Raw genomic sequence first — 24798 nt, forward strand, 5'->3', positions numbered from 1 at the left:
GAGATTATTTGCAATGACCCGTCCAATTTACGACGTCGCTCCGAACACCTGGGAATTCCTGCGCGATCCGATGATCAAGCCGACCGGCTTTCGCGAATATGATGCGCGGTGGAAGTTCCCGGACGAAATCAACCTGCCCGGCATGACCGCACTGGGCCTGGGTCTGGGCACGCAGATGCGTCGGCGCGGCATCGACCCGGTCATCGCCGTGGGCAACGACTATCGCGACTATTCTCTGTCGATAAAACATGCGCTGATCCTTGGCCTGATGCGCGCCGGGATCACGGTCAAGGATATCGGCCCGGCAGTCTCGCCCATGGCTTACTTCTCGCAATTCCACCTCGATGTGCCCGCCGTGGCCATGGTCACCGCGTCGCACAATCCCAATGGCTGGACTGGGGTCAAAATGGGATTTGACCGCCCGCTGACCCACGGACCGGACGAGATGGCCGAACTGCGCGACATCGTCCTGAACGGCGATTTTGAAGAAGCACCCGGTGGCGCCTATGAATTCGCCGAAGGCGTGAAAGACGCCTATATCGACGATCTGGTGGGCGACTTCAAAATGTCCCGCCCGCTCAAAGTGGTTTGCGCCACCGGCAATGGCACGGCGGCCGCTTTCGCGCCCGAGATTTTCGAACGCATCGGCGTCGAAGTCGTGCATTCCCATACCGAGCTTGACTACACCTTCCCCAACTACAACCCCAACCCTGAAGACATGCACATGCTGCATGACATGGCCGACACACTCAAGGCCACAGGCGCCGACCTGGCACTCGGTTTTGACGGGGATGGCGACCGCTGCGGCGTGGTCGATGACGAGGGTGAAGAGATCTTTGCCGACAAGGTCGGCGTGATCATGGCCCGCGATCTCTCCAAGATCTACCCCAACGCCACTTTCGTCGCCGACGTGAAATCCACCGGTCTTTTCGCCGCCGACCCCGAGCTTCAGGCCAACGGCGTCACCGCCGATTACTGGAAAACCGGCCACAGCCACATGAAGCGCCGGGTCAAGGAAATCGGCGCCCTGGCAGGATTCGAGAAATCCGGCCACTACTTCCTCGCCGAACCCATCGGGCGCGGCTATGACTGCGGCATGCGCGTCGCCGTCGAGGTCTGCAAAATGCTCGACCGCAATCCGGACAAATCCATGTCCGACCTGCGCAAGGCCCTGCCCAAGACGTGGTCCACACCCACCATGTCCCCCTATGCCGCCGATACCGAGAAATACGACATCCTCGAACGGCTGGTCGCGAAACTGGTGGCGAAACACGAAGCGGGCGAAACCTTCGCCGGTCGCGCCATCAAAGAGGTCGTCACCGTCAACGGCGCCCGCGTCATCCTCGACAATGGCTCATGGGGCCTGGTGCGCGCCTCGTCGAACACCCCGAACCTGGTCGTGGTCTGCGAAAGCGCCGAAAGCGAAGCCGAAATGCGCGCCATCTTCGACGCGCTGAACGAGGTGATCCGCACCGAACCCGGCGTCGGCGAATATGACCAGACGATCTGATCCCCTTGGACAGCTCGTGGTTGCTCCTCGCCCCTGTGGTGCTTCTCGCGGTCCTGCTTCTCGCCAGGGCCGCGTTTCGCCGCAAACCCACCCGCCGCAGCACCCCCGCCCCGCGCATCCTGATTGACGGCTCGAACGTCATGCACTGGGCGGGCGACGGCGCCGATCTGGCCGTGGTGCGCAGCGTGGCCTGGGCGCTCACCGATCACGGCTATGAGGTCGGCGTGATCTTCGACGCCAATGTCGGCTACAAGATCACCGACCGCTACATGAACGAAGCCACCCTCGCCGGGGTCCTTGGTCTGAAGGACGAACAAATCATGGTCTCGCCCAAGGGCCAGCCCGCCGATGGCTTCCTCCTGCAGGCCGCCCGCGACATGGACGCCCCCGTCGTCACCAACGACCGCTTCCGCGACTGGCAGGACGATTTCCCCGAATGCGCCGCCCCGGGCCGCCTGATCCACGGCACATGGCACGACGGTGCCCCTCAGCTGCGGATGTCGAAAGGCAAACCGCAAACCTGATCGCCGATCACGCCCGCCCTCCCTGTCTTCCTTTTGCCTCAAATATCCCGGGGGAATCGCGGCTTGCCGCGATGGGGGCAGCGCCCCCTCCCAGGCTCAGCTTTGCTGAGCCACGCCCAACCGGGCCGCTTGCATCTTCGATGCAATCCAGACCGGGCGGGAGAGCCCCTCAGGCCGCCAGGCCCCGCCCCTTCAGCAAGGCCTCCACACCCGGCAGCCGTCCCCGGAACCGCACGTACAAATCATCCGCCTCGACAGACCCACCGTTCGACAGGATATGCGCCTCCAACGCCTGCGCCGTTTCCGCATCAAAGGCATCCCCGGCCTCGGTAAAGGCCTCGAACGCATCCGCATCCATCACCTCGGACCACATGTAGCTGTAATACCCGCTCGAATACCCGTCCCCGGCAAAAACATGCGCGAAATGCGGCGTGGCGTGGCGCATGGTGATCGCACGCGGCATCCCCAACGCTTCCAGCACCTCTGCCTGTTTCGCCATCGGATCGGCAGGCGCTGCACCCTCATGAAACGCAAGGTCCACCAGCGCCGAAGCCACGTATTCGACCGTCTGGAACCCCATGTCGAAATTCGCCGCCCCCAACACCTTTTCCAGCATCTCCTGCGGCATCGTTTCGCCGGTTTCCGCATGGGTCGCGAACTCGGCCAGCACCTCCGGCACCTCCAGCCAATGCTCATAAAGTTGGCTGGGCAGCTCCACGAAATCGCGCGCCACCGACGTGCCCGAAACGCTTTCATAGGTCACATCGCTCAGCATCTGGTGCAGCGCATGACCGAACTCATGAAACAGCGTGCGCGCATCGTCATAGCTCAAGAGCGCCGGTTCGCCCTTTGCAAAATTGCAGACATTGATCACCACCGGCGCTTGTGTTTCGGGAAATTTCGCCTGCCCCCGCATAGCCGAACACCACGCGCCCGACCGCTTCGACCCGCGCGCAAAGTAATCCCCAATGAATACCGCCACATGGGCGCCCTCCCGCGTCACCTCCCACGCCCGGCAATCGGGGTGATACAGCGGCACATCCAGCGGTGTGAACTCCAGACCAAACAGCCGGTTTGCACAGGCAAACGCCGCCTCGATCATCCGGTCGAGTTGCAGATACGGCTTCAGCGTCGCCTCATCCAGATCATGCTCCGCCTTGCGCCGCTTCTCCGCATAGTAACGCCAGTCCCACGGCTCCAGCGGCCCGTTCACTCCGTCCGCCTGCATCATCTCGGTCAACACGGCCGCATCCGCCTCGGCCCGCGCCTTGGCAGGTTCCCAGACCGCCATCAACAGGTCCCGCACCGCGCCGGGCGTCTTGGCCATCTCGGTTTCCAGCTTGTAGTCGGCAAACGTGTCATAGCCCAAAAGCTTGGCCCGCTCCTCGCGCAGCGCCAGAATCTCCGCCGCAATCGCCCGGTTGTCGGTCTCGCCCCCATTGGCGCCCCGAGCCCCCCAAGCCTGAAACGCCTTTTCCCGCAAATCACGGCGCGGCGAGAACTGCAGGAACGGCACGATCAGCGACCGTGACAGTGTCACCACAGGACCGCCCGCGCCCTTTTCCTCTCCGGCTGAACGCGCCGAATCCACCACGAAGCCAGGCAGCCCCTCAAGATCGGCCTCCGTCAGTTCCATGAACCACTCGCGCTCATCCGCCAACAGGTTCTGGGTGAACTCGGTGCCCAACACCGCCAGCCGCCCCTTGATTTCCTGCATCCGCGCGTCCTGATCCCCGGTCAGCGCCGCGCCCCCGCGCACGAAGCCGCGATGGGTCAGCATCAGCACCCGCGCCTGCTCGTCGGTCAGATCCAGCCCATCACGCGCCTCCCAGACCTCGGCAATTCGCGCGAACAAAGCCTTGTTGGAGGCGATTTCCGCCGAATGCTGCGCCAGTTTCGGCGAAAATTCCCGCTGCAATGCCTGCCGTGCCGGATTGCTGTCTGCACCCGCCACGGTGAAGAACACCGACAATACCTTGTCCAACGCCACGCCCGCTGCCTCCAGCGCCTCTACCGTGTTGGCGAATGTCGGTGGTTCGGGATTGTCGGAAATCGCCGCAATCTCGGCCTTGTGCGCGCTCAGCGCCTCTTCAAAGGCAGGCGCAAAATCCTCGTCCGAAATCGCTGAAAATGGTGCCAGTTGAAACGGGGTCGTCCAGTCGGACAAAAGCGGGTTGGTCATGCATCAAACTCCTTTGACGCCAACCTAAGCACGACCCGCACGAGCCGCAATCGTCCGTCTGCGAATTTGATCACCGATGCAATACCGACAGGATACCGACGTTATACCGACGCCGCCAAACGGCCTTTTTCCGCGCCACAGACCGGGCAATCCTCGCGCCGCCTCAGCCCGATCTTGCGGGTTTCGCCCCAAAGCGCGTCATAGATCATCATCTCGCCCCTGAGCGCCGCCCCGGCCCCGGTGATTACCTTGATTGCCTCAACCGCCATCATCGTGCCCACCACGCCCGGCAACGGCCCGATCACCCCCGCCTCGGCACAGCTCGGCGCCAGCCCCGCGGCCGGGGCTTCCGGGAAAATGCACTGATAACAAGGGGCTCCCGAAGCCGGATCAAAAACGCTCAATTGCCCTTCCCATTGCGACAAAGCCCCGGAAATCAAGGGCACGCCCTGCTCCACGCACACGCGGTTCACCAGATAACGCGTGTCGAAATTGTCGGTTCCGTCCAGCACCAGATCGTATTCCGCGATCAACGCCCCGGCCTCATCCTCGGCCAATCGGCGATGATAGGGCCGGACCTCGACAAAGGGGTTCTGCGCAATCATTGCCTCGCGGGCCGAAAACACCTTGGGCGTGCCAATCGCATCGTCGCAATGAATGACCTGCCGCTGCAGGTTCGAATTGTCGACCTCGTCGTCATCCACGATGCCGATCGTGCCGACACCTGCGGCCGCGAGATAAAGCAGAGCAGGTGAACCGAGCCCCCCTGCGCCAATCACCAAAACCTTGGCATCCTTCAGTTTTTTCTGACCAAGCCCGCCCATTTCCCGCAGCACGATATGGCGCGCATAGCGATTGAGCTCCGTGTCGGAAAAGGGGCCAGCCGGCGTTTCCGCAGCGTCAGGCTGCGCGCGACGACGCAAGGCCCGCAATCCCTGCCGATAGATCAGGATCGCCGCCACGGCCCCGCCGATCATCAACCATAATGCAAGACTGCCCCCAGTGGCACTGCGCAGCGAACTGGCTTGCGGCATCGCGGCCTGCACGCCCAATACGGCGACATAAAGCACACCGATCATCATCCAGCGCGCGTGTTTGGGCGCGCCCATCAACGCGCCAATCCCCCAAAGGAATGCGGCCAATCCAAGAACCAGAAGCATCAGCTCACCCCGGTCGAGCCAAATCCGCCCGTACCACGCGCGGTCTCGCCAAGCGCTTCTGCCATGGTGAAATCTCCCCGCACCACCGGTGCCACCACCAGTTGCGCCATGCGCATACCGTGTTCGACATGAAACGGCGCGTCCCCCGCATTGAGCACGATCAAGCCAAGCGGTCCGCGATAGTCGCTGTCGATCGTGCCGGGCGTGTTGAGCAGGGTGACCCCGTACTTGAGCGCCAGCCCGGACCGCGGCCGCACCTGCACTTCGTAACCTTCGGGAATCTCCATGCGAAGCCCAGTCGGGATCAACGCGCGCCCGCCCGGCTCCAGAATAACGCCAGAGCGCTGATCTGGCGGGAAATTCGCGCGCACATCCGCCCCCGCCGCGCCCTTGGTCTCGTAGCCGGGCAGCGGCACGTCACGATCCGCCCCCTCCAGCCAGGCCAGCTTGATCGGCACAGCGCTCATGTCACGTCTCCCATGTCTTTCAAAGACTTACCCCAGCGCGGCCGCGATCCGGACCGCCAGTTGATGCGCCACCTCGTCCTTACCCATGCGCGGCCAGCTCTCGGCGCCGTCCTCGGTGATCAGCGTCACCGCGTTTTCGGACCCGCCCATGATCCCCGTCTCCGGGCTCACGTCATTGGCCACGATCCAGTCGCACCCCTTGCGCAACCGTTTGGCCGTGGCATTGGCAATCACATCATCCGTCTCGGCCGCGAACCCGACCACAAGGCGGGGCCGTCCCTCCGTCATCTGACTCACGGTGGCAAGGATGTCAGGGTTCTCGGCAAATTCCATGCTCGGAATCTGGCCCTTGTCCTTCTTGATCTTGCTGTCCGACGCGCTGGCCACCCGCCAATCCGCAACAGCGGCCGCGAACACTGCCGCATCAACCGGCAATACCGCCTGCACCGCTTGGAGCATCTCTGCAGCGGTCTGCACCTCGACAACATGCACCCCTTCCGGGCGCTCTGCATCTGCCGGTCCCGTGACAAAGACAACATCGGCCCCCATCACGGCCAGCGCGCGCGCAATCGCCGTGCCCTGCGCCCCGGATGACCGGTTCGCGATATAGCGCACCGGGTCAATCGGCTCGTGGGTCGGCCCGGATGTCACCAACACCCGCCGCCCGGTCAGCGGCCCTTCCGCCAGCGCTGTTTCAATCGCTGCCACGATCTCCAGCGGTTCAGACATGCGCCCCGGTCCAAACTCACCACAGGCCATGTCCCCTTCATTCGGACCCACAACAGAAATCCCGTCACCGCGAAGGCGCGACACGTTGCGCCGCGTTGCCGGGTGTTCCCACATCCGCACATTCATCGCCGGCGCGATCAGAACCGGCGTATCCGTGGCCAGCAACAACGTGGAGGCAAGGTCGTTCGCCATGCCGTTTGCCATTTTCGCCATCAGGTCCGCCGTGGCTGGCGCAACGACAATCAAATCCGCCGAACGCGACAGCTGGATATGGCCCATTTCGGCCTCGTCCGTCAGGTCGAACAAGTCACGATAAACCTTTTCACCCGCGAGAGACGACACCGACAGGGGCGTGACAAATTCCTCACCTGCGCGGGTCAGAACCGGTGTTACCCACGCGCCGCGTTCCCGCAGCCGCCGGATCAGGTCCAGCGATTTGAAGGCGGCGATCCCCCCGCCAATGATCAGCAAAATCCGCTTGTCTGTCAGCAATTTGCGGCCCTCCAAAGCCAAACCGCCCCAAACTTAGGCTGCGGCGCGCCCCGACACAAGCAAGCTTGCGCTACTGAAACGCCTTGCAGGGGTCTTCACGCTCGGCGGGGTCCGTAATGATCCAGAAATCATGGGGCTGTCCGGGATCGGGCGCGATTTCCAATTGGGCCACAGACACCACATCCAGCGTGTCAGGCAACAGGGCTGGCGCCCCCCAATCGGTCCGCGCATGACCATTTCCGGTGATCACCACAACCGGCCCACCCGTTTCTTCCAGCGCCTGCGTCACTGCACGGGCCAGCGTCGCATCGCGCAGCCGCTGAACCATGACCATGCCCGGCAACATCGTCTCGGGTAAAGCATCGCAATGCGCGGCCTTCTGCAATGCCTCGCGCGCCGCTTGCTGCGCCTCGGGCAAGGGGGCGGTCAGGCCGAACAGGGCGGCGTCATCGCCGAACCGTGCGGCTACGCCATCGCCCATAACCGCAGCCCGCGCCACGTCACGTGGCACCTGTGCGCCGTAGACAGCCGCCCTGCCCCCGGCTTGAAACACCGGATAATACATCGCGAAATCCGGCCAACCGCTTGTCGCCCATTCAAGAGTTTCTACCATCTTTTCAGCATCTTGAAGCAAATCCGAAGTAACAAGCGCCGCCTTCTGGGACGTCAGCATCTCATAAACCACCGCCGCAGGGTGCAAGGCTTTCACACCCTCTGCCTGATTGGCATGGTGATGCGGGTTGTCGTGCAACTCGCCAAGGAAAATCACATCCCGGTCGGCAAAACTTGCCAGACGATCCGGGGTAATCTCTTCCGCATATAGCGGCGCGGCAATCAGGGTCAGGGCCAGAACAGTTCTCATGGTCTCACAAATGCCATCCCGGTAGGCCCGTTTCAACCCGCGCCACCGCTTGCGCTCCTTCACGAATTTGCGCAGTCTCCCTTAGGAAACAGGCAACAGGAAGCCGATGCTTGCAAAACTCTCACTGATCCTTGGCGGGGCGTCCTCGGGCAAATCCGCCTTCGCGGAAACCCTCGTGGTCAACTCGGGCGCACCGCGAGTCTATGTCGCCACGGCACAGGCGTTTGACGACGAGATGCGCAACAAGATCGCCGCCCATCTCGCCATGCGCGGCGATCAGTGGCGCACGGTTGAAACCGCCCTTGGAGCAGCGGACGCCTTGGCCGAGGTCGCGCAGGACGAAGTGGTCTTGCTGGATTGCGCAACTATGTGGCTCTCCAATCACTTGCTGGCCGACTCCGATCTGGAACTGGAAACCCAATCGCTTTTGTTGGCACTTGAAAACTGCCTTGGGCGGGTCGTTGTCGTGTCCAACGAAGTCGGCCTTGATGTCGTGCCCGACAACGCGCTGGCGCGGCGGTTTCGAGACGCACAAGGCAAGCTCAACCAACAGATCGCCGCCCGTGCCGATCTTGTTGCTCTGGTCGTCGCGGGCCTTCCGATAACCCTCAAAGGCGCCTTTTCATGACCACGCTTTACCTTGTCCGCCACGGCCCCACCCACGCCAAGTCCATGGTCGGCTGGTCCGATCTGCCGGCCGACCTGTCAGACACTGCGGCCATCGCGCGGCTCTGCGAATTTCTGCCCCGCGACGGCACGGTGATCAGCTCCGACCTCAGCCGCGCCAGCGCCACCGCAGACGCCATCCAGCAGGACCGCCCGCGCCTGCCCCATGACCCGGATTTGCGCGAAATCCACTTTGGCGACTGGGAGCTGAAAACATTCCAAGAAATTGAAGCCGCAGATCCCCATCGCATCCGCGCCTACTGGGAAAACCCCGGCGACGTGCGCCCGCCAGGTGGAGAAAGCTGGAACGAGACCAGCGCGCGCGTCGACGCCGCGATCGACCGCCTGATCGCCGCACATCAGGGGCGCAACCTCATTGCCGTGGCCCATTTCGGCGCGATCCTGACCCAGATCCAGCGCGCCGAACAATTGACCGCATCGGAAGCCTTCTCTCACAGAATCGACAATCTGTCGGTCACGTCGATCTCCATCCGCCCGGACGGCTGGACGCTGGGGCATATCAATCACATTCCGTGATGATCATCGTCAAAACCTTTGTCTTTGGCGATTAACCATGTCTTGCTAGCCTCGCTGCATGACATATCAGCTTCTTCTCGGCGATTACGCCTATTCCTCGTGGAGCTTGCGTGGCTGGCTCCTTTTTGAAAAATTTGGCATTGCGCGCACGTCGCAGATGCTTGATTTCTCGCAACAATCCGTGGCCGAGCAACTGGCCCGACATGCCCCGGCGCGCACGGTTCCCACGATGATCACCCCCGAAGGCGCGATCGTCTCCGAAAGCCTCGCTATCGCCGAGGAACTCGCCAGCCGCCATCCCGAAGCCGGGATCTGGCCCGCCGATCCCCGTGCGCGCGCCACCGCGCGCACGCTTGCCGCCGAGATGCATGCCGGTTTCGGAGCCCTGCGCAATGACTGCCCGATGAACCTGCGCCAGAGCTTTGTCGACACACAGCCCTCCGACGCGGTTCTCGCCGATCTCGACCGGCTGGAAACCATCTGGGACCACGCACGTGCCTCCTGCGAAAGTGATGGCCCGTGGCTTTTTGGCGCCTACACGGCGGCGGATGCGTTCTTTGCTCCCGTCGCGGCCCGGATTGCCGGTTACAGCCTGCCCGTGGGCGCCCCGGCCCAAGCCTATGTCGACGCCCACCTGAACGACGACGCATTCCGGCGTTGGCGGGCCATGGGCCTTGTGCATGGCGCAACCCTGACCCGGTATGCGAAACCGTTTGAAACACGCCCCTGGCCCGGTCCAGCCCCCCTCACGGCGACAGTGGTAGAAGGCCTTGGCGCTGAAAACGCCACCTGCCCCTATTCCGGGCGCCCGGTGACGCATGTTATGGAATTGCAAGGTCGACGCTTTGGTTTTTGCAATGCGTTCTGCCGGGACAAGACCGCCGCCGATCCCGCCGCATGGCCCGCCTTCATGGCACTTTTGTAGAGTCGCGTTTACCTTTCGCTAACTTCGCCACCTGAGTAAAAGTGCTGAAAGTCCTTATTTTACTGACTATTTGCATTACATGGATTACATTGATATAGCGTGAATTACTCTAAATTTACTCAGGATTTACTCACATGGCGTCATACCTCAAGGTTAAGAGCGGTTGGAGAGCACTAGTAGCGCGGCAAGGTGTACGCCGCTCTAGGACGTTCCCTAACAAGACTTTGGCGCAGCGTTGGGCGGCTGAGGAAGAGCGTAAAATCTTCGAAGGTGAAGCCACACAAGACGACGCTAGCCGCATGTCGGTAGCGGAGTTGCTAGAGAAGTATCGCCAAGAGGATAGCGGCAACTGGTCTGAAACCAAGAGCAATATGGTACGCCGAACGGCTGAGCTATTTGGCGACATGCGCGTAGACGAATTGACGCTTGCGAGTATCAAGAAGGTGGTGACGACAACTGAGCTTTATAGCGCAAGTACCTGTCGGGTTGTGCTGCAAACCCTTGCAGGAGCGTTGCGCCACGCTCGTATAGGGTGGGGTATGATAGTACCTTCTGAGGCTGTCAAAGATGCGCAGAAGGCATTGGAGAAAACAGGGCATTTATCGAAACCAGAAGAGCGCGACCGTAGGATAACGCCAGAAGAGGAAGCGGCGCTTGTGGAGCATTGGGTCAGCAATCTTGTTCCGTCTGACGTGGTGGCGTTCTTGATAGATACGCCTATCCGCTCCGGTGAAATGTGCGCCCTAACTAGGGATGATATCGAAGGCGGTATTATCACAATCCGCGATAGGAAAGACCCAACTAAGCGGCACCGCATAGATCGCGTTCCGCTCGTAGGGCGCTCTGCTGAAATCATGGAACGCCGCTTGCGCGGCGATACGCTGCGACCGTTCCCGTTCTCACAAGCACGGGTGTATGACGCTATCCAATCTGCGGCGGCGGCGGCGGGGTTAGACGATCTACATGTGCACGACTTGCGGCATGAAGGTATCTCTAGATTGTTCGCGGCGGGGTGGCAGGTTCCACATGTGGCGCTGATTACAGGCCACAAGCGGTGGGAAACCTTGAAGCGATACACGCACGTCACCGCCGAAGAAGTGTTGGCTAAGGTCCGTTCCCCAAGTTAGGGAATAGTTCTAACGCGTTATAAGAGGATAGGTGGCCGGGACCGAAAAACCGACCGAGCAACCGGGTCGGAAAGGGGGCAACCGCTCGATCTCCGGCGATTTCAGGGGGGTCCGGCTCACCTGATGATCTGACCCCTTCTAGAAAACTCGCAAGGCCGTGCGAGGGCAATCTTATAACGCGTTATAGACGTTCCCTAATTAGGGTAGAACATCGCTCACCTCACTCGCCTTATGGTGTAGGCTCGGCAATTTGCGCCGAACGTCTAGACGTATGAACGAATCAATATATAGTGGTACGCCAATGGGAGGGCCATACGCAAGTCAATGCGACAAAAGGAGTCACTATGGACTTAAACACACTCGCAGAAGTGAGTAACGTAATCAGCGCAATTGCTACGGTAATGATGCTGCTAATAATGCTCACTACTGTGTTAGAGCAGTAGCAGAATTGAAGGGGGGTACGGTCAACGGCCCAATTAGGAAAAGCCTACCGTACCCCTCACACCTGCGCGACGCCCCCCAGCGCCCGCATGCTATCTCAATCACCCAATTGGGTAAGTCATATGCACCGCCTGCTCTTCCCAACCGCTGTCCTTCAAGCGTCGTAGAAACCCTCTGCGCCCGGTGAAGGTGAGACGATCACAATTCAATGCTTTTGCGTTCTGTGTGATAATCTCCTGCAACTCTAGCAGGGCGTCAGTAGTGCCGCCTGCTAGAAAGCAATGATAGGCATTGAAGCGCGGGTACTGCTGGATTTCCATTATGGCGAAATCGTTTCCGCTAGGATAAAAATGCAGCTGTCCAGTAAGAACGCCGCGCACAATGTCATCGAAGCTATGCGAGTAGTCCGCATGGGACAGCGCCGCTTCAATCGCGTCCTTATACCCAATTAGGGAAGCGGTGATACTCATCTACCAAAGATCGCGTCGTAGCCTGCTGCGGCGGCTCCACCACCTGCTGCAAGTGCAGGAGCGCTACCTACCGCTTTAGCCGCCAACCGCGCCGCTGTGCCGCTGTCACCAGTGCGGCGGCTATTCAAATACGTTACCGTGTCCAGCACTTGTGCAAACTCGCTCGTATCCTTGCCGCTTGCGTAGCGCCTATGTGTCTTGGCGTAGTTGTTGCGGAACGTAGACGGGTTGATAATGCCGCCGGGATCAACCGCGCGGCCACGCTGTAGCGACTTGATGATCCCGTACTTTTTGCGCGCCTGCTTAAGCTCTACCGCCGCGCCCGGTCGCACCTTCTCTGCTACCGCTACGATAGCGTCATTGAGCGTGGTTCGCACGGCGCTGTAGGCGCTGCCAAGTTCGTAGTTGCCAGCGTCAAAGGCGGTCTTAGTGCGCTTCTCCAGCAAGTTCATAAGCGACGTAGTAGCTTGCTTATCCAGTTCGCCGTTTTTAGTAAGGCTCTCAACGTCTTTGGCGAGCTTGGCTAGCTGCGCCTCACCAGTAGGGCCGATTTGCTCTGCCATGTCCGCTACATCGTCAATAAGCGTACCTGCTGGAATAGGCGCGTCTAGCTCGTCAATGTTCTCTTTGAAGACTTGTTGCGTTTCTTCGAGCAACTGCCCAAGGCGGCGGTTTGTGAGCGTATCTACGTTAGGTTCATCCAGAATATCACCGATGTAGCTGGTGAACGCTTGGCGGTGATCGTCGCGTGACCACCTGCTGACAAGATCGCTCCCTTGAAATGGCGTCCCTGTGATCTGAGTGCTGGAGATAAGGTCTTCGCGGTCACGCGCGCGGTTTGCTGCGGCGAGTTCGTCTGCGCTGGTGGCGTTTAGAGCGCGGGTTTCTCCCGGTGTCAGTCGGAACCCTAGCTCTTTGGCGCGCTCTGGCGTGATAAACCCTTCCAGTTCCCGCGCGGTGCGCTCAAACGTGGGGTCTGCTACGCGCTGAGCGTTGACGCTATCAGTACGGCGGCTTCTTGTCGTGATAGCGCGCGCCATTTCTACGCCCTTACGTACTCCCGGTGATGTCGCTCTTGCAGCTTTAGCAGCAGCAGAAACGCCCAAGTTGGCGGCACCGCCGATAGTGCCACCAATCGCCGCTCCCCTAATTGGGTTATCGGGATCGCGCATAGCTCCAAGCGCCGCGTCGATACCAACTGCGGTCTTGATCCCCCTGCCAAAACCACCTGCGGCAAGTTCAGGAAGTAACTCCCCTACCGCACTCGTGACAGGCTGCGCTTCGCGTAGGCCGCGCTGCGTAGGGTCATTGTTGGTACGTAGACGCTCACCCGCCTGAGTGATGTTCCCTTGATCCGGCGCAGTTGCGGCGATACGCGCGGCGTCTTCTAGGCTCATGTCGCCTTCGCGTGGGATTGCCGCTGTGCCAGTGGAGCCAATACCGCCTGCAAGCCGCATAGCGCCGCCTACAAGGTCTTTGACGCCTTCAACAGCGCCACGCCCTAGCGCCTCAATCGGCCCTGCTTTAGCGGCCTCGTATTCCTCTTTCGAGACTTCTACCCAACCGGGAGCGCCAACAGGTCGAATGACGTAGCGCCCGTCTTTAGTGCGTCCTGTTCTCATGGCTTAGTCCTCAATTACATCGTCGTCAGATACGCCGCCTGCATACGGCGCGACAACGAACCTATCTGGATTGTCGATAGTCCACTGTGTTTCGCCGTAGCCACGGTTAAGCCGCTCAACAACGGAACCCGCTTTTTCGAGTTCCTCTTGTACTGTCTGCGCGTCGTCTCGACTGCGGCGGCGGTACTGTTCGGCGGTTTCATTCCAGCGGCGGCGCGGTTGGTCTGTGAAAGTCGGATACGCTTCACGCAACTGCTGCAAAACAGCCGGGGGCGGCTCAGCTTCGCCGTACACTTGACGCTTGTACTCGTAGAAAAGTTGGTCGTCGATTTCGCTCAGTTCGAACAAGAGCGCATTGCGCTGCTCTGGAGCGAGAACGCCGCCAACTTTACCTTGTTCGTTCAAGACGTCTACAATTTCGAGAGCGCGATTACGCATTTCGATGTTGTTGTTAAACGGCGCTACCGCTTCTTCTAGCGCGGTCTGCGTGGCCCAGAATGTCTCGTCGTTCTTGCGCCATTGATCGGCGTCGTAGGTAGCGCGCTTGTCGTCACGATCTAGCATGTTTTCGGTAGATTGATGTTGGCGGTTCGCTTCTGCTTCACCGGAACGCCACGCGCGGTCTACTTCTGCGTTGCGGTTCATAAGGTCATACTGCTGGTTCATACGCTGCATTTCTTCGAAGAAATCGCGGCTGCTGGCGGCGTCCTCAAAACCGATATTGGCGAATGTCTCAGGGGTCAGCAAACCGCCGCGCATAAGCGCTTCGCGCTTCTGATCAATGTTGGCGTTGGGGTCTAGCTCATCCAGAATACCGCCTGCTTTCTTACCACGGCGGCGGTGGTATTCAGGGATCGCGTAGCCGTGAACCAAGGCTTGTGAGCCTAAGCCTGCGGCTAGGATACCTGCTAAGATTGGGAGTACCATGTTCGCTCCTTCCCCAATTAGGGATTACTTGTATCCGAAACCGAACCGTGCGCTTTTTTCGTTCGACCAGTTCTCGCCGCGCGCGGTGTCGATACCGATACCCTCTGACTGCTGTGATTGCAGGATCGTAGGATCGCCCAACAGCCCTTGCAGCGCTTGCAGCGGCGCGAATTGCGACTGAATAGCGGTGTTGAGTAGTTGCGGCGCTCCTGCCATTGCAGCGGTGTTAGCGTTGATCGACTGACGCTGAGCGTTAGCCATGATATCGCCGTAACCTTGTGTGTACGCTTTGCCGATTTCGCCGCCCAAAGCGGCTTCTGTCAGGCCGTGACGCGCACCGCCGAAAGCACCAGCGCTTATAGCATTGTCGCCAATTTGACCGCGCCCTTGCGCGTAAATGTCGTCCAGACCGCTACGCAATCCCGTCAACTGAGCGCCTACTACCTCATTCGGGTTCCCTAGTCCCTGTAGGTTCGTAAGCGCCTGTTGTGCGGTATCTTGCGCAGCGCCGCCTGCAGCGTCGATGACAGGCTGTGCTGAGCTATACCGTCCAAGCGACATTTCGCGTAGCTGGTTCAAGAACGGCTGCTGGTTCGGGTCGATATAGGAACCGCCTGTGCTCTGGTTATAGTTCAAGGCGTCACGGTTGCTGTAACCGTAGGAGTTACCTTTTGAAGCGCTACCACCAATAGACATAGTTATTCCTCCCATCCGAGTTGTTGGGCTTGTTCTGTGACTTGTTGGCGCGTTACCGGGCCGATAGCTGAGGCTAGGAAAGTCGCCAGCGGTACAAACAAGTCAGGATCAGGGTCAGCATCAATATCAAACCCGATTGTCCAGACGCCAGCTCGTAACCAATAGGTGACGCCTGTAACTGTAGAGAATGGTCCGTAAACGAGTGGCAAAATCTCTGTAAGCGTAGCGTCAGCTAGGAAGTATCCGATAGCGCCTGTAAGCACGATATCAGGCGCAGATACGGTAGCAGTCTCAGTAGCCGCTTCTGTTTCCGCCGCTGTTGCTAGGTTCGCAAGTGCTGTCGCCAAAGCTGTCTCACCTACGGATAAGAAGCCGTGATCAATCTCTACGTTGTTTGCGTAGTACGTCAGTCGGATTGAGTATCCATCTGGCACAGGATCAGGTAACGCCGCCCCGTCTGCTGTGATTGTGTTTGCAGTGATCTTGCGGCGGTTCGGCACCAAATACTGAGCATTCGCATTATGCGGCGTGAGCGCGGTCAATGATCGCTGCTTATGTCGGATAAGTGCCATTGTTATCTCCTACTCGCTAAGACGCGGCCACGCGGGTTGTTGATGACGCCCCTTGCGCGCTCGTGCGCGTCCTCTTGCAACGCTACTTTCAGAGCGTCGGTAAATAGGCTGTTCCAAAGCGGTAGGCGCTCGTCTTCTCGTAGGAACATGACCGTTTGGCGCAATACGGCGTAGACGTAGAGGTTCAGAAAATCGTCAGCTACCCAACTGGCGTCGGTGTCTTGGTAGTCAGGGATTTTGTCATAGTAGACGATCTGGAAAGCTGTCGGAGTGGTGTAATCACCGCTCAGAAGGAGCGTAGAACCCACCAGCGAATAAACCGGGCGGCTCCCTAATTGGGGAGCGTTGACGCGGTTTTTGTAGAGTTCCGTAGGCGGCACATAACCGTAGGTTTCGGCAACATTGGTGAGGCGGGTCAGATCGCGGATACTGCGGTAATCTGAGGGCAATTCGAAGTCTTGGTTATCGACTGAAATAGTCGCGGTCTTAAGGCGCTGCTGCACCTTGAATAGCTGGTTCAATTCCGCGTCGGCCATCTGGATCAAGCTATCCAGATTATCAATCAACACTTGATCGTTATCTTTCCAAAGGAAAGTAGCGAGATAGGTTTTAAATTCATCGTAAGTCATGTCACCGCACCCGATACTTTTGGAGTTCGCCTGTAAGAATTTCCTTCTTAAGCGCTTCTGAGCGCTCTTGACGGTTCTTGGATTTGAGAGCGGGGTTTTTAGCGGCGAGCTTGTCAAACTCGGCGTTAGGTACTTGAACGCCTTCATTGAAAGCCGTGCGCGTTAGCGCACGACTTCCTTTTGCGACGTATGGGCATGGAAACTTTGCCATACTGGTTCCCCAATTAGGTAGTCACTGCTTGGGCAGGGTCGATATCCAGAAGGACGCGGCCAGCATCGCGGTTGAGAGCGCAAATAGTGCCATTTGCGTGCATCAAGCGCTTATCGGCCAGACCAGTCTTCGCCAGCGGATCGACGGTAAAACCCGTAAGCCAATCAATGCTCAGGTAGGACGGGTCCAACAGGAACACGGCGGCGGCTGGTGCTGGTGTGCCATCGGTGTCGGTGTAGGTCTGCTGCAAGCGGTTCGGCACAAAATCAATCGTCATGCCAAAATCCGAGATAAGCACGTTGACGCTGCTCATTGCTGCGGCTGCGCCACCTTTACCGACGCCCTGCGTTTCGCGGGTCAGCGTTGCGATACGGCTGTCGCTGGTGAACATGTACTGAGACAGGTTCTTGATGATCGCCGGGACCGACATGAGTGCAGAAGGCTGCGCCCCATCGTTGTAGGCGGCTTCAAGCGCGTCTTGGATCATGGTCAGCGTCAGCGCTACACCGGAACCGGGGGTAATCGCAGTCCAAGTACCGCCGCTGAAACCGCCACCAGTCGCACCGGAACCTGTATCGTACTGCGTAAGCTGTGCAGCAAGCCCAGCGGGATTGCCGGGAGTGACGCCATCGCCGCTATCTGCGACGTTGCCTTGGATACCAAGAAACGCGGCTTCGAAGTTGCGGCGCAGTTCTTTCTGACGCTGCATCACCTGATAACCGAGTGAGCCAATCGAACCAATGGAGTCGGCGTCCTGTGCGGCCTGCGAAACCTTCACTTCGCGGGTCTGGATACCAGTGTGATTGCCCAGACGAACACCCAAAGAGGTGTTGTCCTGATCGCTGTCTGCGCCATCTGCAACCCACGCTACAGAAGGATCGGCCAAGGCGTCCTCAACCCATTCGTGGTAGTGGTTATCCGCAGAGCCGGAGCCGACCATATCCATGAGCGGGAGCGGGAAATCAGAGATGTCCCAGATAGCATTCATCACGTCTTCGTGGATCGTGCCGTTGAAATCGACGGAGCTAAAGTCCGTATGTGTAGACGGGTTTGGCATATCAATGCCCTTTCAAGATTGCGTCCACGGCGGCGGCTTTGTCTTTGTTGCTGCCAGCGCGGGCTTTGTTGAGCAGGTCTGCTGTACGGCTTGGCTTGACGCGTTTGCCTTGCGGCTTCTGAGAGCGCGGCGGCGTCTTGGTAGGTTCAAACTCCATGAGGGCTTTTAGCTGCCTCTTGGTGCTGATTAGCTCCTTGATCGCTAGGGCGATGCGGTGGTCACGAATAACGAGTTCATGTGGCTTGAAGCCGAATTGCGCCATTGTTTCCGCTACATCGTTTCGGAACGTATCCAGCTTCGCGGGGTCTGTGAGTTCGGGCATGGCTTGTACCATGAGCGCCCGCTCTTTCGCTTCTGCTGTGTTTGTGCGTTCTTGTAGCTGCTGGAGCGTTTCAGGGGATAGTTTGCCTTTCAAGTCGTCATAGACAGAGTTGAGAAGCTGTAGATTTTCCAGCGTTTGCGCGTGTTGCGCCGAAAGCTGGTTTTCGCGCTCTACAATATCGCGCGTGGCCTCGTGCTGGCCTTTGTATTGGCTTTTCATTTCGGAGAGCGTGATGGTCTCCCCGTCGCCTAGGCCAATCTCTAGGCTCTCATACAGTTTCTTAGGAGTGGTCCCTAGTTGGGTAGCCAGCTCCTTGATAGACATGGTGCCGCCGCTTTCTGGTGCGCTGGCTTCACCGGATGCGGCGGCACCATCGCCGCTAGATGCAGGATCAGCGGCGTGTTGCCCTGTGTTCTGAGTGGCGTCGGTTCCCTCATTAGGTGAGAGAAGCTTGTTGATCTGTTCAAGCTTTTCCGACTTACTCAGCTTCGAAGAAGCATTCTCGGAATGCGGTTTCGACTGCGTTTGCTCGTTCTCGGATGCGCTCTGCGTCTGCGGGGTCTGCGCAGTTGAGCCACTCTTCAAAAGTCCTTCGTCGGTAGTCATCACGTATTTTCTCCAGCGTTGGTAGCGCGTTCTGCAGCGCCGTTTGTTCTTGCTTGTTGAGCTTCACGTTGCTGCCCCTCTAGCTGCACCTTGTTCAGATCGGTGATGCCCTTAGCGACAATCTCCGCTTCTTTGGTTTCGGATTGCAGGCGGTCACTCCAATACTTGTAGGAAAGCTCGTCGTCGGCTTCCTTCGCCGCCTGCTGGAGCTTCGCCATTTCAAGCTGCATCTGGAGTTGAATAAGCTGCTGCTGCGCTTGTTGCTGCGCCTGTGCTTGCTGCTGCTGCGCTTGCACGTTCTGCTGCGCCGCCTGCTGTGCCGCCTGTGATTTCGGGTTGATTACGTAGCTGTCGCCATTGTCTAGGCCAGCAAAATTGCACCAATCCATGACCGTATTGTAGACGGTGGAAATATCCGCAAGGACGCCGTTTTGCCCTGCTTGGATCGCTTGTAGCTGGAAGCTGAGAAGCTGCTGCAAGGTGCGCTGCATATGTGTGCGCTCCCCTGCGGATAGGCCAGCTTTCACGCTGCATCGCTGTCGTGCGCGCCATTGCGTAGGATCAACGCTTGTCCACTCGCCAGCCATCTTTAGCTCTAGCGGTGCGTTGGAATAGGTCCGCATAAAGTAGTGCATGAGCAGGTAAATCGGGCGGATGAATGTTTCCGCTAGGTTCCTGCCCATGAACGTAACCATGAGTTCGCGCTGTGCGTATTGCCGCTCAATACCGTAAGCGGTTTCGCCTACTAGCTGCGCGTCTGCGCTCATCATGTCCAAGGCTGCGCCGCCCTTTTCTGTGCGGCGTTTGTCTTGGTACTCTAGGGCGGCGAGAATAGACGGACCCAAGTCGCGGTGTTCGACTTTGACAGGGATGCGGTTCATATCCTTGGTACGCACGGCGTTAGAGCCTTGCGCCATGTCGTCAAAGTTGTGGATATGCGGGTCGCCAATCCACGTCCCAAAGATCATACGCTGCTGGTTATCAACCCAATTGCGCATAAACTCTGTCTTGTAGTCCTGCACCGATTTCAGTCGGTCAAACAGGGATTCCCCGGCGATACGGTGACTTGATAGGAACGCCGTACCAACCGCGTAGGGGATCACTTCTGCGGGTTCGTAATCCAGCACGTAGTTAGAGGCGAGTAGGACGCGGTAGCGCTCTGCTATTCCATCATCGTCCAGATCGGCCATAACGTAGCACTCGTAGCACTCAATATACTGCTGCGGTGTGGACGACGCGTAGCGCGTTTGCTGGTGCGACTTGTCGCGCGCCCGTGGCGTGATGTTCTGTTCGCCTGTGACGTGCTGCAACTCGTCTACGATTTGGCGCTTGTAGCCCATCTTGATAAGCTCTGAGCGCGTGTAATACAGGCGCTCAGCGAAGAAGCTTAGGTTTTGGATTTCGGTGTCTGTCGCGTTGGCGGTGTAGATGATGTTTTCGAATGGCACCGCGTCAAACAAGAACGCGCGGTCAGTTGTGGTGACAATGATCTTGTCTTTTTTCAGTTCCCGTCGCTCGTTAGGCGCGCGTGGGATCAGGAGCGCCGCAATCACCTCATTAGGGAATGGGTCGCCGTTGTCGTCAGTGAGTGGAATTGAACGCGTCGATACCTCGTCTTCCACTCGGATTTTAGCGGCGCAGTTGCGCAGTAGCAGCGCGTCTTTGATCGCCTCTTGCAGTTCAAGGAACCCGGCGTTCTGTTCGATGATTACGTGATTGACCGCGTTGCTTTCCGCTCTGGCGTGTTCTTCGTCTTCCTTGCCTTTGGCTTCAAACTCTACCAGCGCGTCTGTGCTGAGCATCGGCGTCAGTTGTGCCAATACCGCGTTTACCATGTCGCCTACGTCAGTCGATACGATAGCGGCGCGGTCCTCTGGTACGCGCGGGTCTGCGTCCTGAGTACGTCCCGGCGCATTGCCAAAGTAGTAATTCAGCGCTTCCTCGTGCTGTTGCTGCATCGCCTGTTGATCGACGTTTTCAGCATTCGCAATCTCTTGCTGGAGGATGCCGCGTAGGTCTTCTTGTTTTTTGGTCTGCTTAATCATCCAAAACGCCTTCCTGAGCGCGGCTGGAATGCGCTAGGCAGTCTCCCCCAATTAGGGGAAACGGCTTGATGCATTCCGAGTACGTAAGTTTGAACGCTGTCGAAGTAGTGACTTTCCCACGAATGCAGCGGCGTCATTTTGTGGACGCGGCGCAACTCGTCGTAGTCGCTGCGATAACCGAATAGGGCTTCGACTAGCGTGGTTGTGTCCTCTTGATCGAACCAAGCGTGAGACAAGAAGTGCCGCACCTGCTCAATCGCTTCGTGTTTTTGGCGGCACCTTGGCGCAATCGTCACAGGAACGCCGCTAGCTTGCTCTACAATCTCTTTGCGCGTGGTGCCTGTGCTCAGGTCCGTCACGTTACCGTCATGCGGTAGAATGATGTGATTAACCGGGAACGGCAGTGTTTCCCAATCCCGCACCATGTCGGATAGCTTCGTGTGCTGATACGCGCGGCAATAAATGGCGCGGTGTTCGGTGCCTGCGTTCTGCCAGAATGTAGCAACCATGAGGTCTGACCAGCCAAGGTCTAGGCTTACAACGGTATCAAGGATGCTGTCGTACTTGACTTGCGTGATGCGGCCCTGCTCTTGCGCCTGCTGCATTTCCTTGGCGAGATACGCGCCGCGAATAGCTGCATTGAAGCTGCACAAGAGTTCTTGCTGAAACTCTGCATCGCTCATTTCGCGCTGCATCGCTTTCACCTCATTAGGTGAGAGCACGTCAGTATCATGTACGGTTAAGATGTGGTGCGACCAGTCTGGATCGTCTTGTGTGCGCGCGTACTCGTATAGTTCAAAGAGCAGGTTGTGGCGTCCTGCTGGTGTGCCTTGGATAACGGCGCGTCCGTTGCGGTCTGCCAGCATCGGGCGAATGACCAGCTTCCAAGCTGGAGACGGGATCAACTGCGCTTCGTCCAGTACAACGCGGTCTGCATACTGCCCTCTGAGGCTGTCGTATGTTTCCGCTCCTAGAAGCTGGATGCGCGCGCCGTTGGGGAAATCGACGCGTAATTCTTGCTCATTGAATTGGATGGCTGGAATGTCGCGTGTGAATTGCTTGATGTAGTCCCACGCAATGCGCTTCGCCTGCTTGAATGTGGGCGCGATATAGAAGCCGCGCCAATCACCTAATTGGGTAGTGAGCGCGTCTGCGGTTAACTCTGCGATTGCTTGAAAGGTCTTACCAAAGCGACGGTGAACAACTCTCACGGCGAAGCGCGCGGCTGTCGAATACAACCGCGCCTGCTCAGGTCTAAAGTTGATCTGTACGTTTACGTCACTCATCGGGCGGCGGCTCCGGTTCTGAGGTCTTCCCTAATTGGGGATCGCCGCCGATTGTGACTGTGATCGTCGCGCCTTCGCCCGCTTGGTGCTCAACCGCTTTCAGTTTCGGGTGCGTGTATTCGATCAGCTTTAGCGCCAACTGGTCTTTCTTATCCCCGTCTAAAGCACTGTTGAAACGCCGGGCAAGGTAACGCAGCGGGTCACACTCCATGCGCCGCAACACGTTTGCTGCACTCTCTCTACGCGGTCGTCCTGCCATGACTTAATATCCTATAAAGCTCTGTTATTGTTGCATAAATGCAACTGAATGTCAAGTGCTTAATTTGTTAATTGGCGAGGCGGAAATCAACCGGGGGATGAATGGATACCCTAGTTAGGTAATCTGTCTAACGCGTTATAAGCTCGATCTGGCGCGGCGCGGTCTTTCGAGCATTGACGCCTTATAGGGAAACGAAAGCCGGTCCTCGGGGGGAGGTCGGGAAGTAGGGGAGTTTCTAAGAAACTCTCTCCCTACCCTACTTCCCTACCACCCGCACGTTGGGACAGGTAGGGAAGTAAGGTAGGGAATCCCGACCGCCTTCCCTACCTGCTAACCCATTGTTTTTAAAGGATATTTTTTATTCATCTGCGCCAGAGGTAGGGAGAGCATCGCTTTCCGTTACCCTAGTTAGGTAATGATGCACCTCTTTACGCCGCTCAAAGGAAAGCGTCAGCGTACTACCGTCGCGCTCCAAAATTCCTTTGTTCTGTAGTCCTGTGAGCGTCTTCTTTATATCACTCTTCTTGTGTTTGGCCTCTGATCTACCGGGCCAATCTTCAAGCATATGGTCAACTAACTCGTCATAATCTGGCGCGCGTTTTTGTGTGTGTAAGTATCCAAACACCACATCGACAATTCTGGCTTGGTTCTTACCCAGCGTCGTGTACCAGTCTGGCGCTTCCTGTGTCTGCGCGTCTTTCGGAGCGTCAGATTTGAGGCGCACACTATTTACCACTGGCGCTTCTGCGTATTTGGTTATCTCGTTACCATTTTCGTCAATCGACTGGTAAGCAAGCTCAGGGCAGTCGTTTACAATAACCATATCGTACACGAGCGGATCGTAGCGAGCGCCGCGATACTTGGGATTTGGGTATGCCTCTACCTGTAGCGCCGTTTTACTAGAGCGCTTCTGTGTCGCCTGTCCGTCTGTAGCATCTACGACAACGCCAGCACCTTTAGGGACCATATACTTTTCATTATGATCTTCGCTGCTTTTAGTAGGGTGGCAGAGAATTTTGACGTGCGCCTTGTAGTATCTGGCAAGTACGAATGCGGCGTCTACAAACGGCTTCATAATATCGTCGCGGTTGCGATCCTCGTAGCTACTGTATGCCTGCATCGTGTCGATGATGATTAGGTCGTAATTTGCAAACGGGTTAGCGGCTACGAACGCCTCAGCCGCTTCTGCATTTAGGATTAGCGAGCGGTCAAGGACGTGTATTTTGTCTCTCACCTCATTAGGGAAGTTGTGATAGTGTATTGTGGCATAAAAGCACGCCTTGACGTCCGAATAGTTCTCACCGGCGAATATGCAACCAGCGTTGAAATTGAGCGTCGGGTATTTAGGCGAAAGGTGACGCTTACTAGCGAACGTCAATAGCTCAAACGCGGCGACTGTAGTTTTGAACGAACCTTTAGGGCCAGTGTAACAGGTGACGTATCCGGCGATGTAGATGTTCTCTACGACAAACTCAGTAGTTATCTTCTCGTCAAGCACCTCTCCAAGCGTCCGCGCCCGTAGGTCCGGTTTTGCTCGTTCGGCGTCCTTCTTGCGTTGACGTTGACCAGTGAGTGTCGCTTGTATGTGGCTGGCCCATTGCTGCTGAAATTGTGGATCGTTGATCTTATCTGGCGGAACCATGTCTAACAGATAACGTGTGAACTCGGCATCGTCGGTAAAGTTCACTAAGTTATCAGGCGGCGGCGCTGTCGGTTCTGGCTCTGTGTGCGGCGCTGGCGGCGGTAGGTTAATTATCTCGTTTGCCTGCTCCATATAAGGCGCAAGCTCTTCTTCGGTGTACTCGTCGCCGTCGGCCATAAAGACGCCCATTGCAGCTAGAGTTTTTTCCATTTCTTCTAGAGTGTCGTTCGTGCTCGGCGGAATTGATCCGTTATCTGGCATGTTTTACCTCAGTATTTCTGAAAATTTCCCTTGACAAACAAGGGGTTATACGCTATAACTAGGCTATTACCTCACCTAGTTAGGTTACTAGGCCCGCCGCGCGTTTTTAGCCTTTTCGCGTAGCGGGCCTTTTTTCTCACTTAACCTATCAAGCGTGTATCGAAGTCCACACCTTTACTCCTTAACTTCGAAAGACGTGATGAAGATTGCATACATACTGAGGTAGCCGCACACGCAGCATTCTTGCGCTTGCGTCAGCGGCTTTTTGGTATAGATCACCGCCTCTGATTTATCGTCTGGGATATGTATATCCGCGATGTTGATAGGCGATTTCGGTCTTCCGAAAAACCATGCGGCGTTCGCGATTATCTCGTCTGGTGTGTGTGGATTAGGCATTTTTAGTTCCCCTAATTAGGTTTGCGTTTCTTTAGACAAGCGCCGCATTTCAATTCCATTTTGTTTTTGCGGCGCTTGAGCTTGTCGATTTGTGTGACGCATTCTTTTTTGCAGGCGTCACAGGTGTAATGCGCTTCCATACGGCCTTGGTCGCCGCGCTTAAGCTCTACGTAGA

General features: G+C 57.7%; 24 protein-coding genes. 6 read left to right on the forward strand and 18 right to left on the reverse strand.

Features of this window, described 5'->3' with window-relative positions:
* Positions 1 to 13 precede the first annotated feature (13 nt).
* The gene (locus tag BMZ35_RS01065) at positions 14 to 1510 is read left to right on the forward strand and encodes a phosphomannomutase/phosphoglucomutase (RefSeq protein ID WP_093090099.1); all 1497 of its coding nucleotides are present in this window, start codon (positions 14 to 16) and stop codon (positions 1508 to 1510) included.
* Between the two features lie 5 nt (positions 1511 to 1515).
* Positions 1516 to 2034, forward strand: coding sequence for an NYN domain-containing protein (locus BMZ35_RS01070; RefSeq protein WP_093090100.1), 519 nt, complete (start codon positions 1516 to 1518; stop codon positions 2032 to 2034).
* Positions 2035 to 2203: 169 nt separating this feature from the next.
* Here the strand turns inward: BMZ35_RS01070 and BMZ35_RS01075 are convergent, their stop codons facing one another.
* The 5 genes from BMZ35_RS01075 to BMZ35_RS01095 all read right to left on the reverse strand — a co-directional run bounded on the left by BMZ35_RS01075 (position 2204) and on the right by BMZ35_RS01095 (position 7926).
* A complete protein-coding gene (locus BMZ35_RS01075; RefSeq protein WP_093090101.1) occupies positions 2204 to 4216 on the reverse strand; it encodes a M3 family metallopeptidase in 2013 nt (670 codons plus the stop codon).
* Between the two features lie 101 nt (positions 4217 to 4317).
* Complete coding sequence (locus BMZ35_RS01080) at positions 4318 to 5376, reverse strand: HesA/MoeB/ThiF family protein (RefSeq protein ID WP_093090102.1); 1059 nt, start codon at positions 5374 to 5376, stop codon at positions 4318 to 4320.
* A complete protein-coding gene (dut, locus tag BMZ35_RS01085; protein ID WP_093090103.1) occupies positions 5376 to 5843 on the reverse strand; it encodes a dUTP diphosphatase in 468 nt (155 codons plus the stop codon). The genes BMZ35_RS01080 and dut overlap by 1 nt, the downstream gene beginning before the upstream one ends.
* A gap of 27 nt (positions 5844 to 5870) precedes the next feature.
* A complete protein-coding gene (gene coaBC, locus BMZ35_RS01090; RefSeq protein ID WP_093092447.1) occupies positions 5871 to 7064 on the reverse strand; it encodes a bifunctional phosphopantothenoylcysteine decarboxylase/phosphopantothenate--cysteine ligase CoaBC in 1194 nt (397 codons plus the stop codon).
* A gap of 70 nt (positions 7065 to 7134) precedes the next feature.
* Positions 7135 to 7926 (reverse strand): ChaN family lipoprotein, encoded by a 792-nt coding sequence (locus BMZ35_RS01095; RefSeq protein ID WP_093092449.1) that lies wholly within the window; start codon positions 7924 to 7926, stop codon positions 7135 to 7137.
* A gap of 106 nt (positions 7927 to 8032) precedes the next feature.
* Between BMZ35_RS01095 and cobU the strand changes: the two genes are divergently transcribed.
* The 4 genes from cobU (at position 8033) to BMZ35_RS01115 (ending at position 11181) form a co-directional block, all read left to right on the forward strand.
* The gene (cobU, locus tag BMZ35_RS01100) at positions 8033 to 8554 is read left to right on the forward strand and encodes a bifunctional adenosylcobinamide kinase/adenosylcobinamide-phosphate guanylyltransferase (protein WP_093090104.1); all 522 of its coding nucleotides are present in this window, start codon (positions 8033 to 8035) and stop codon (positions 8552 to 8554) included.
* The gene (locus tag BMZ35_RS01105; protein ID WP_093090105.1) at positions 8551 to 9129 is read left to right on the forward strand and encodes a histidine phosphatase family protein; all 579 of its coding nucleotides are present in this window, start codon (positions 8551 to 8553) and stop codon (positions 9127 to 9129) included. The genes cobU and BMZ35_RS01105 overlap by 4 nt, the downstream gene beginning before the upstream one ends.
* Before the next feature lie 58 nt (positions 9130 to 9187).
* Entirely contained in the window at positions 9188 to 10054 is an 867-nt protein-coding gene (locus BMZ35_RS01110; protein ID WP_093090106.1) for a glutathione S-transferase, read from the forward strand.
* Positions 10055 to 10188: 134 nt separating this feature from the next.
* Positions 10189 to 11181: a site-specific integrase gene (locus BMZ35_RS01115; RefSeq protein WP_093090107.1), complete on the forward strand. Its 993-nt coding sequence runs from the start codon at positions 10189 to 10191 to the stop codon at positions 11179 to 11181.
* A gap of 542 nt (positions 11182 to 11723) precedes the next feature.
* Here BMZ35_RS01115 and BMZ35_RS01120 read toward each other — a convergent pair.
* From BMZ35_RS01120 to BMZ35_RS01175, 13 genes are all read right to left on the reverse strand, one after another.
* Positions 11724 to 12092, reverse strand: coding sequence for a hypothetical protein (locus tag BMZ35_RS01120; RefSeq protein ID WP_093090108.1), 369 nt, complete (start codon positions 12090 to 12092; stop codon positions 11724 to 11726).
* The gene (locus BMZ35_RS01125; protein WP_093090109.1) at positions 12089 to 13714 is read right to left on the reverse strand and encodes a hypothetical protein; all 1626 of its coding nucleotides are present in this window, start codon (positions 13712 to 13714) and stop codon (positions 12089 to 12091) included. Before BMZ35_RS01125 ends, BMZ35_RS01120 begins: the two co-directional genes overlap by 4 nt.
* 3 nt (positions 13715 to 13717) lie before the next feature.
* Positions 13718 to 14641 (reverse strand): hypothetical protein, encoded by a 924-nt coding sequence (locus BMZ35_RS01130; RefSeq protein WP_093090110.1) that lies wholly within the window; start codon positions 14639 to 14641, stop codon positions 13718 to 13720.
* A 24-nt stretch (positions 14642 to 14665) separates the two neighbouring features.
* The gene (locus BMZ35_RS01135; protein WP_093090111.1) at positions 14666 to 15337 is read right to left on the reverse strand and encodes a hypothetical protein; all 672 of its coding nucleotides are present in this window, start codon (positions 15335 to 15337) and stop codon (positions 14666 to 14668) included.
* Between the two features lie 2 nt (positions 15338 to 15339).
* Entirely contained in the window at positions 15340 to 15909 is a 570-nt protein-coding gene (locus BMZ35_RS01140) for a hypothetical protein (protein WP_093090112.1), read from the reverse strand.
* Between the two features lie 2 nt (positions 15910 to 15911).
* A complete protein-coding gene (locus BMZ35_RS01145; RefSeq protein WP_131814305.1) occupies positions 15912 to 16538 on the reverse strand; it encodes a phage adaptor protein in 627 nt (208 codons plus the stop codon).
* 1 nt (position 16539) lies between these two features.
* Positions 16540 to 16749 (reverse strand): hypothetical protein, encoded by a 210-nt coding sequence (locus tag BMZ35_RS20720; protein ID WP_131814306.1) that lies wholly within the window; start codon positions 16747 to 16749, stop codon positions 16540 to 16542.
* 13 nt (positions 16750 to 16762) lie between these two features.
* Positions 16763 to 17806: an SU10 major capsid protein gene (locus tag BMZ35_RS01150; protein WP_093090114.1), complete on the reverse strand. Its 1044-nt coding sequence runs from the start codon at positions 17804 to 17806 to the stop codon at positions 16763 to 16765.
* Position 17807: 1 nt separating this feature from the next.
* Complete coding sequence (locus BMZ35_RS01155) at positions 17808 to 18734, reverse strand: hypothetical protein (RefSeq protein WP_093090115.1); 927 nt, start codon at positions 18732 to 18734, stop codon at positions 17808 to 17810.
* Positions 18734 to 20779 carry a portal protein gene (locus tag BMZ35_RS01160; protein WP_093090116.1) on the reverse strand — a complete coding sequence of 682 codons (2046 nt, stop codon included), beginning with the start codon at positions 20777 to 20779 and terminating at the stop codon, positions 18734 to 18736. The genes BMZ35_RS01155 and BMZ35_RS01160 overlap by 1 nt, the downstream gene beginning before the upstream one ends.
* Positions 20776 to 22065, reverse strand: a complete 1290-nt coding sequence (locus BMZ35_RS01165; protein WP_093090117.1) for a terminase large subunit domain-containing protein — start codon at positions 22063 to 22065, stop codon at positions 20776 to 20778. The genes BMZ35_RS01160 and BMZ35_RS01165 overlap by 4 nt, the downstream gene beginning before the upstream one ends.
* The gene (locus tag BMZ35_RS01170) at positions 22058 to 22324 is read right to left on the reverse strand and encodes a hypothetical protein (protein ID WP_131814307.1); all 267 of its coding nucleotides are present in this window, start codon (positions 22322 to 22324) and stop codon (positions 22058 to 22060) included. Before BMZ35_RS01170 ends, BMZ35_RS01165 begins: the two co-directional genes overlap by 8 nt.
* 358 nt (positions 22325 to 22682) lie before the next feature.
* The gene (locus BMZ35_RS01175) at positions 22683 to 24227 is read right to left on the reverse strand and encodes an AAA family ATPase (RefSeq protein WP_093090119.1); all 1545 of its coding nucleotides are present in this window, start codon (positions 24225 to 24227) and stop codon (positions 22683 to 22685) included.
* Between the last annotated feature and the right edge of the window lie 571 nt (positions 24228 to 24798).

Source organism: Shimia aestuarii (assembly GCF_900114635.1).
Taxonomy (GTDB): Bacteria; Pseudomonadota; Alphaproteobacteria; order Rhodobacterales; family Rhodobacteraceae; genus Shimia; species Shimia aestuarii.

Coding starts and splice junctions, on each gene's coding strand:
- BMZ35_RS01095 (WP_093092449.1), bottom strand. CDS start 7,926: ATGAGAACTGTTCTGGCCCTGACCCTGATTGCCGCGCCGCTATATGCG.
- BMZ35_RS01125 (WP_093090109.1), bottom strand. CDS start 13,714: ATGAGAACAGGACGCACTAAAGACGGGCGCTACGTCATTCGACCTGTT.
- BMZ35_RS01115 (WP_093090107.1), top strand. CDS start 10,189: ATGGCGTCATACCTCAAGGTTAAGAGCGGTTGGAGAGCACTAGTAGCG.
- BMZ35_RS01175 (WP_093090119.1), bottom strand. CDS start 24,227: ATGCCAGATAACGGATCAATTCCGCCGAGCACGAACGACACTCTAGAA.
- BMZ35_RS01170 (WP_131814307.1), bottom strand. CDS start 22,324: ATGGCAGGACGACCGCGTAGAGAGAGTGCAGCAAACGTGTTGCGGCGC.
- BMZ35_RS01120 (WP_093090108.1), bottom strand. CDS start 12,092: ATGAGTATCACCGCTTCCCTAATTGGGTATAAGGACGCGATTGAAGCG.
- BMZ35_RS01075 (WP_093090101.1), bottom strand. CDS start 4,216: ATGACCAACCCGCTTTTGTCCGACTGGACGACCCCGTTTCAACTGGCA.
- BMZ35_RS01140 (WP_093090112.1), bottom strand. CDS start 15,909: ATGGCACTTATCCGACATAAGCAGCGATCATTGACCGCGCTCACGCCG.
- BMZ35_RS01110 (WP_093090106.1), top strand. CDS start 9,188: ATGACATATCAGCTTCTTCTCGGCGATTACGCCTATTCCTCGTGGAGC.
- BMZ35_RS01080 (WP_093090102.1), bottom strand. CDS start 5,376: ATGCTTCTGGTTCTTGGATTGGCCGCATTCCTTTGGGGGATTGGCGCG.
- dut (WP_093090103.1), bottom strand. CDS start 5,843: ATGAGCGCTGTGCCGATCAAGCTGGCCTGGCTGGAGGGGGCGGATCGT.
- BMZ35_RS01105 (WP_093090105.1), top strand. CDS start 8,551: ATGACCACGCTTTACCTTGTCCGCCACGGCCCCACCCACGCCAAGTCC.
- BMZ35_RS01130 (WP_093090110.1), bottom strand. CDS start 14,641: ATGGTACTCCCAATCTTAGCAGGTATCCTAGCCGCAGGCTTAGGCTCA.
- BMZ35_RS01065 (WP_093090099.1), top strand. CDS start 14: ATGACCCGTCCAATTTACGACGTCGCTCCGAACACCTGGGAATTCCTG.
- BMZ35_RS01155 (WP_093090115.1), bottom strand. CDS start 18,734: ATGACTACCGACGAAGGACTTTTGAAGAGTGGCTCAACTGCGCAGACC.
- BMZ35_RS01150 (WP_093090114.1), bottom strand. CDS start 17,806: ATGCCAAACCCGTCTACACATACGGACTTTAGCTCCGTCGATTTCAAC.
- BMZ35_RS01160 (WP_093090116.1), bottom strand. CDS start 20,779: ATGATTAAGCAGACCAAAAAACAAGAAGACCTACGCGGCATCCTCCAG.
- BMZ35_RS20720 (WP_131814306.1), bottom strand. CDS start 16,749: ATGGCAAAGTTTCCATGCCCATACGTCGCAAAAGGAAGTCGTGCGCTA.
- BMZ35_RS01145 (WP_131814305.1), bottom strand. CDS start 16,538: ATGACTTACGATGAATTTAAAACCTATCTCGCTACTTTCCTTTGGAAA.
- BMZ35_RS01165 (WP_093090117.1), bottom strand. CDS start 22,065: ATGAGTGACGTAAACGTACAGATCAACTTTAGACCTGAGCAGGCGCGG.
- BMZ35_RS01135 (WP_093090111.1), bottom strand. CDS start 15,337: ATGTCTATTGGTGGTAGCGCTTCAAAAGGTAACTCCTACGGTTACAGC.
- cobU (WP_093090104.1), top strand. CDS start 8,033: ATGCTTGCAAAACTCTCACTGATCCTTGGCGGGGCGTCCTCGGGCAAA.